This is a genomic window from Gordonia paraffinivorans NBRC 108238 (genome assembly GCF_000344155.1).
In the GTDB taxonomy this organism is placed as follows: Bacteria; Actinomycetota; Actinomycetes; order Mycobacteriales; family Mycobacteriaceae; genus Gordonia; species Gordonia paraffinivorans.
Window position 1 is genome coordinate 115,300 of record NZ_BAOQ01000017.1, and the last position, 6,958, is coordinate 122,257.

The 6,958-nt window shown below is 67.7% G+C and carries 6 protein-coding genes and 1 pseudogene; 5 read left to right on the top strand and 2 right to left on the bottom strand.

All coding sequences use genetic code 11. The features are described 5' to 3' along the window. The first annotated feature begins 274 nt into the window (after nt 1-274). Together GP2_RS09585 and GP2_RS09590 are read left to right on the top strand one after the other, a co-directional pair. The gene (locus tag GP2_RS09585; protein WP_006900304.1) at nt 275-1,363 is read left to right on the top strand and encodes an S-(hydroxymethyl)mycothiol dehydrogenase; all 1,089 of its coding nucleotides are present in this window, start codon (nt 275-277) and stop codon (nt 1,361-1,363) included. After that, nucleotides 1,363-1,995, top strand: a complete 633-nt coding sequence (locus GP2_RS09590) for an MBL fold metallo-hydrolase (protein WP_006900305.1) — start codon at nt 1,363-1,365, stop codon at nt 1,993-1,995. The genes GP2_RS09585 and GP2_RS09590 overlap by 1 nt, the downstream gene beginning before the upstream one ends. 87 nt (nt 1,996-2,082) lie before the next feature. Here the strand turns inward: GP2_RS09590 and GP2_RS09595 are convergent, their stop codons facing one another. Then, nucleotides 2,083-2,523, bottom strand: coding sequence for a hypothetical protein (locus tag GP2_RS09595; protein WP_006900306.1), 441 nt, complete (start codon nt 2,521-2,523; stop codon nt 2,083-2,085). A gap of 137 nt (nt 2,524-2,660) precedes the next feature. Between GP2_RS09595 and GP2_RS09600 the strand changes: the two genes are divergently transcribed. The 3 genes from GP2_RS09600 (at nt 2,661) to GP2_RS21635 (ending at nt 6,037) form a co-directional block, all read left to right on the top strand. After that, nucleotides 2,661-4,028, top strand: a complete 1,368-nt coding sequence (locus tag GP2_RS09600) for an MFS transporter (RefSeq protein ID WP_006900307.1) — start codon at nt 2,661-2,663, stop codon at nt 4,026-4,028. Between the two features lie 51 nt (nt 4,029-4,079). Continuing rightward, nucleotides 4,080-5,597 (top strand): ATP-dependent DNA ligase, encoded by a 1,518-nt coding sequence (locus GP2_RS09605; RefSeq protein WP_040526700.1) that lies wholly within the window; start codon nt 4,080-4,082, stop codon nt 5,595-5,597. Nucleotides 5,598-5,842: 245 nt separating this feature from the next. After that, complete coding sequence (locus GP2_RS21635; protein ID WP_131734421.1) at nt 5,843-6,037, top strand: hypothetical protein; 195 nt, start codon at nt 5,843-5,845, stop codon at nt 6,035-6,037. A gap of 330 nt (nt 6,038-6,367) precedes the next feature. On the opposite strand, the pseudogene GP2_RS09610 reads toward GP2_RS21635, so the two are convergent. Then, nucleotides 6,368-6,958 (bottom strand): annotated as a pseudogene (locus tag GP2_RS09610) (anti-sigma factor); the annotation flags it as partial.

Consider the following 6,958-nt stretch of genomic DNA (forward strand, 5'->3'; position numbering starts at 1 on the left):
GGTCGATCTCCGACGGGGTGCCCGCTTCCCGATGCCGCGAAACCCGCTCGCGCGAGACGACCCCGTGCCTACGGTTGTGCACGTCCGTCGCCCCGCGGCCCGAACCACTTGTAGTGAACGACGTTGACTACGAGTGGACCACCTGTGGGACCGCGGATAAGGTTGTGACGATGTGTCCGCCACGACCGACCCCGCACGACGACCGGCGGACGGACACGGATCGACAAGGCGCGAACACGGTGTCGCCACAAAGCAATTGCGGAAGGAACAACTCATGTCTCAGACGGTCAAGGGAGTGATCTCGCGCAGCAAGAAGGCGCCGACGGAGGTCGTGGACATCGTGATCCCCGATCCCGGACCCCGGGACGTGGTCGTCTCGATCAAGGCCTGCGGCGTCTGCCACACCGACCTCGCCTACCGCGAGGGCGGCATCAACGACGAGTACCCCTTCCTCCTGGGACACGAGGCGGCGGGTGTCGTCGAGTCGGTCGGTTCGGACGTCTCGCACGTCGAGGTCGGCGACTTCGTCATCCTCAACTGGCGCGCGGTCTGCGGCGAGTGTCGCGCCTGCAAGCGGGGTCGTCCGTGGTACTGCTTCGACACCTTCAACGCCAGCAAGCCGATGACCCTCGCCGACGGCACCGAGCTGACCCCGGCCCTGGGCATCGGGGCCTTCGCCGAGAAGACCCTCATCCACGAATTGCAGTGCACCAAGGTCAATCCCGACACCGATCCGGCCGTCGCCGGCCTGCTCGGCTGCGGTGTGATGGCCGGCCTCGGCGCCGCGGTCAACACCGGCAACGTCGGACGCGGTGACTCGGTCGCCGTCATCGGCTGTGGCGGCGTGGGCGACGCCGCGATCGCGGGTGCCCGCCTCGCCGGGGCGACCACGATCATCGCCATCGACCGTGACCCCGGAAAGCTGCAGTGGGCCAAGGAACTCGGGGCCACCCACACCATCAACGCCACCGAGGTCGAGGACGTGGTCACGGCGGTCCAGGACCTCACCGACGGCAACGGCGCCGACGTCGTCATCGACGCGGTCGGCCGGCCGGAGACCTACAAGCAGGCCTTCTACGCCCGCGACCTCGCCGGCGTCGTCGTCCTCGTCGGCGTTCCGACGCCGGAGATGAAGCTCGAGATGCCGCTTGTGGACTTCTTCTCCCGCGGCGGCGCGCTCAAGTCGTCCTGGTACGGCGACTGCCTGCCCGAGCGCGACTTCCCGATGCTCATCGACCTCTACGAGCAGGGCCGCCTGCCGCTGGACAAGTTCGTCACCGAACGCATTGGCATCGAGGACGTCGAGGCCGCGTTCTCGGCCATGGAGGCCGGCAAGGTGCTGCGCTCGGTGGTGGTGCTCTGATGTCGGGGGACCTGCGCGTCGAGAAGGTCGTCACCTCCGGCACGTTCAGCCTCGACGGCGGGACGTGGGACGTCGACAACAACGTCTGGATCGTCGGTGACGACGACGAGGTCATCATCATCGATGCCGCGCATTCGGCGGCGCCGATCCTCGAGGGCGTCGGCGACCGCACCGTCAAGGCGATCGTGCTGACCCACGGCCACAACGACCACGTGACCGTGGCGCCGGAACTGTCGAAGGAGACGGGTGCGCCGGTCTATCTGCATCCGGGCGACGACATGCTCTGGAACGACACGCATCCGGGGGTCGCGCACGAGGATCTCGAGGACGGTCAGAAGATCTCCGTCGCCGGCACCGAGCTGACGGTCATCAACACCCCCGGCCACTCACCGGGCTCGTCGGTGATCCACTTGCCCGAGGCGGGTGTGCTGTTCTCCGGCGACACCCTGTTCCAGGGCGGGCCGGGTGCCACCGGTCGCTCCTTCTCGAGCTTCCCGACCATCATCTCCTCGATCAAGGAGAAGATCTTCACCCTCGACCCCGAGACGAAGGTCTACACCGGCCACGGCGACGGCACGACGATCGCCGCCGAGGCGCCGCACCTCGAAGAGTGGATCAAGCGCGGCCACTGACGCCACATACGAGATCCCGGGCATGAGACGACCCGGCGCGGGCCGCCATCGGGCGCCCGCGCCGGGTTTCTTCGTGCTCCGGGCTTCTCAGATCCCGGCCGGCGGCTCGTGCCGGCCATGGGGAGTGTTGTCGCGCAATGCGTTGTCGCGCAATGCGCTCTCGCCGTCCCGAGTCTTGCCGCGGGGCCGCACGTCGGGGTCGAGGCGGTCGGCCTCGGCGAGCTTGCGCTCCACTTCCTCCCGGGTCTCGGAGGCCACTCCCTGATGTGAGCGGGCATCTTCGCCCAGACGACGGGCCTCGGCGGCCTTGGCGTCGGCCTCGGCCTGCACCTGACGGGCTCGCGCGTCCGCTTCGGCCGCGACCGCCTCGCGCTTGCGCAGCTCAGAGGCCTTTTCGGTCGCGGTCTCGCGAATCTGATGGGCCTTCGATCGTCTGGCTTCCTGTTGGCGGCGCATCAGCATCAGCGCGACGGCAAGCAGGATCAGCACGACGACCACGCCGACGACGATCCAGATCGCGGTATCCATTTCGGGCCTCCTCGGGGCGGGGATCGGGATGAGATCGCATACCCAAAAGGCGGGGCTCCGAATCTGCTGCACCCCCACGCTGGGTTTCCAGGGACTCCGGACCACGTGACGCAGCAGTCAGGCGTAATCTGCGACGAATGATCCAATCCGCGGTTCGCAACATCGACCATCCCGATCAACCGCCGGTGCCCCGTAGCCGAATCGTCATCGCCTCGATGGTCGGTACGAGTATCGAGTTCTTCGATTTCTACATCTACGCCACCGCCGCGGTCCTCGTCTTCCCGAAACTGTTCTTCCCGTCCGGCGACGACACCGCCGCGCTGTTGTCGTCGTTCGCGACCTTCGGTCTCGCCTTCGTCGCGCGACCGATCGGCTCGGTTCTGTTCGGCCACTTCGGTGATCGGATCGGGCGCAAGGCAACGCTCGTCGGCTCACTGCTCACGATGGGTATAGCCACCTTCATTATCGGCCTGCTGCCGACCTTCGACCAGGTCGGATATCTGGCGCCGGCGTTGCTGGCGTTGATGCGCTTCTGCCAGGGTCTCGGACTCGGCGGAGAATGGTCCGGCGCAGCGCTTCTCGCGACCGAGACCGCCGAGAAGGGCAAGCGGGCGTGGGCGGCGATGTGGCCCCAACTCGGTGCGCCGATCGGCTTCTTCTTCGCCAACGGCTTGTTCCTGCTGCTGATCTACACCCTCGACTTCGACGCCAAGACCTCGCCCGCCGACCACGCGTTCCTCACCTGGGGCTGGCGAATCCCGTTCCTGGCCAGCGCGATCATCGTCATCGTCGGCCTCTACGTGCGCCTCAAGCTCACCGAGACCCCGGTCTTCGCGAAGGCGGTGCAGGAGGGCAAGAAGGTCAAGGCGCCGCTGGCCGAGGTCGTCCGCAGCAGCTGGCGCCAGCTGATCGCCGGAACATTCATCATGGTCGCCACGTACACGCTGTTCTACATCGTCACCACGTGGATCGTCTCCTACGGCACCGGCAAGGTGAGCGACGCGTCCGGCGAGAAGCTCTCGTTCAGCTACTCCGACTTCCTGGAGCTGCAGATCCTGGCGGTGTTGTTCTTCGCCGTGTTCGTCATGGTCTCGGGACGGATGGCCGATCGATTCGGGCGGCGCGCCTTCCTCCTCGTGGTGACCGCGCTGATCATCGTCTTCGGCCTCTGCTTCAAGTGGATCCTCGACCCGTCGACGATGAACAACGGCGTCATGCTGCTGTTCCTGATCCTCGGCATGACCCTGATGGGCCTCACGTTCGGCCCGATGAGCGCGATCCTGCCGGAGCTGTTCCCGACCAACGTCCGCTACACCGGTTCCGGCATCTCCTACAACGTCTCGTCGATCATCGGCGCGGCGGTCGCCCCCTTCATCGCGACGTGGATCGTGGCCGACTTCGGCGTCGGCTGGGTGGGCGTCTACCTGGCGGTCGCGGCGTGCACGACGTTCACCGCATTGCTGAGCGTGCGCGAGACCAAGACGGTGGACCTCACGCAGATCTGATCGGCTCCGTTCGGAGCCGGACCGTCGGGCGCCCGGCGTACCGTCGGACGCGTGAGGCTGATCGAAGTGGTGCAGACGTCGGCCGACGTCGCGCGCGATCGGTCCCGCACGCGCAAGACCGAGGTGCTGGCCGGGCTGCTCGGCGGTGCCGGCGACGCCGAACTCCCGATCGTCGTCGCCTGGCTCTCGGGTGAGATCCCCCAGGGTCGGCTCGGCGTCGGATGGCGCTCGCTGTCGAAGGCGGCGCCCGTCCCGGCGTCCGAGCCTTCCCTCGAGGTGGCGCAGGTGGATACCGCGTTCTCGGCGCTCGCGTCGGCGAACGGACCGGGTTCCACGCGGCGACGCGCCGACATCCTCGCGTCGATGTTCGGCGCCGCGACCGAACCGGAGCAGAGGTTCCTCGTCGCACTCCTCACCGGGGAACTGCGGCAGGGTGCGCTCGCGGGAGTGATGACCGACGCCATCGCGAAGGCGAACGGGCAGGCGCTCACCGCCGTCCGCCGGGCCCACATGCTCACCGGGTCGCTGCCGGAGACCGCGGCGCTGGCCCGCGCCGGAGCCGATGCGCTCTCCGGGGTGGGACTCGAGGTGGGGCGCGCGGTCGCGCCGATGCTCGCGACCCCGGCCGACGATCTCGACGCGGCGCTGGGACTGCTCGGCGCGGACCTCGTCGTCGACTACAAGCTCGACGGCGCCCGCATCCAGGTGCATCGCAACGGCGACGAGATCGCGGTGTACACCCGCACCCTGCGCGAGGTCACCGCCAACGTGCCCGATCTGGTCGAGGTCGTCGCAAGGCTGCCGTGCGACTCGGTCATCCTCGACGGCGAGACGCTGATGCTCGCCGACGACGGTCGCCCGCGTTCCTTCCAGGACACGATGAGCCGGTTCGGGTCCGGGCCCACCGCCGCCGACGACGCCGAACGACTGCTGAAGCCGTTTTTCTTCGACTGCCTGCACCTCGACGGCGACGACCTCATCGACCGTCCGCTGAGCGATCGCCTCGCCGCGATCGATTCCATCGCACCGCATCTGCGGATCCCCGCGGTCACCAGACCCACCCCGGAGGAGGCCCGGCGCCACTTCGACGCCGCACTCGCCGACGGTCACGAGGGCGTGATGGTCAAGTCCCTCGACGGCCGCTATGTCGCGGGTCGTCGCGGAAAGGCCTGGCAGAAGGTCAAACCCACGCACACCTTCGACCTGGTGGTGCTGGCCGCCGAGTGGGGGTCGGGTCGCCGCACCGGCTGGTTGTCGAATCTGCATCTGGGCGCGCGTGATCCGGACACCGGTGAGGCCATCATGGTCGGCAAGACGTTCAAGGGCCTCACCGACGAACTCCTGCAGTGGCAGACAGCGGAGTTCCCGAAGCACGAGACCCGCCGTGACTCCCACACCGTGTACCTACGGCCGGAGATCGTCGTCGAGATCGAACTCGATGGCGCCCAGCGTAGTTCGCGCTACCCGGGCGGCGTGGCACTGCGATTCGCCCGTGTCGTGCGGTACCGGCCGGACAAGACGCCCGCCCAGGCAGACAGCATCGAGGCGATCCGCGCGCTCCTGAAGTGAAGCAGTCGGCGAGACGCGATTCGGGTGGAGGAATGTCGTACCTCCAGCCGATAGTCATCGGTCTCCGGCGAGTCTAGGCGCGAGAGTGCTCCAGGTTCAGCGCAGTTGAGGAAGAGCGCTTCCTATTTGGTGCGAAGTGCCGGGCATTTCTTTGGTCCATTGGCTGAAAAAGAGAAACAAGGGTATTTGTGAAACGCGTTGCCGTGGTTGCCCTCCTGGGTGTGCTAGCTCTTTTCGCTCCGACGATGGCCACTGCGAAGGCCGCGTCGGACCCTGTGTACGTCAATTACGAGGGTGACTGGGCCGGCTATGTGACCCTGAACGGGGCAAGCCTGAACAGTCGAGAGATGACAGTCGATGTCACGATTCAGGCCACCAAGGGGCGGATACCGGTGAACCCGCTGTACTTCATCGCGAAAGCACCCGACGGAACCACGTAGGAGTACTCGTGGACGGGGGACAGCACGTTGCACTCCGGCGAGCTGCCTGCCGGGCAGAAGACCCGGGGTACCGTCGTCCTCGATGTGGCCGGTGGCCCGGAGCCGAACCAGGTGATCTACGAAGGCCCGCTGGGTGAGCAACTCGCCAGTTGGACGATCAGATGGAAGAAGGCCGCGCCGAAAACCACGCCAGAGCGTTCCGCGCCCTTCGGGTCGACAGGCTCCTAGCCTTCAGCGGCGGACACGCGGCAGATCCCCGATAGATCACCTCGATCCATCGGGGGATCTGCCGTCTGAGACGACAGTGCGTGGACGCTGGCGCGGGCGCTCTCAGCCCAGCGTCAGCTGCGCGACGGGCGGGCTCGTCGGATGTTCGCTGCCGCCCGGCGGTTCGACGGTGAAGGCCAGTGCGTCCACGGCGTTGATCCCGGAAAGCACGGCGGTGGTCACCGGCTCGACGTCGTCGGCCGACATGGTGCCCGCCGAGCGCGTCCCGGCGGGACCGACGAGCCACATCTGGTAAACCGTCCCGGGTGCGGGCGGGGGAACCGAGTTCATCACCAGCACAGCGGTGTCCGCGGACGGCGCGAGGTAGACGGTTGCGCTGCCGGTGGCGACCTGCGCACTCGTCGAGCGCAGGTCCTCGGCGGAGAACACGCGTTCGGCCGGTGACGCCGTCGGCGGGGAGCGGCCGGGTCGTCGGCGGCCGACAGGCCGACCGCCCACCCGACGGCGCCGATCGCCACCGCGGCGACGGCCGCCGCCGTCAGGAACGTGAGACGTCGCGAGGGTCGCGATCGCCTGCTCGCGAGGTCTGCCGGGCGTACATCGTCGAGCGACCCGATCGCAGGAGATCCGCCGGTGGGACGTCCCATCGAGGCCGCTTCGACGGCACCGATCGGCGGAAGCGGCGGGGCGTCC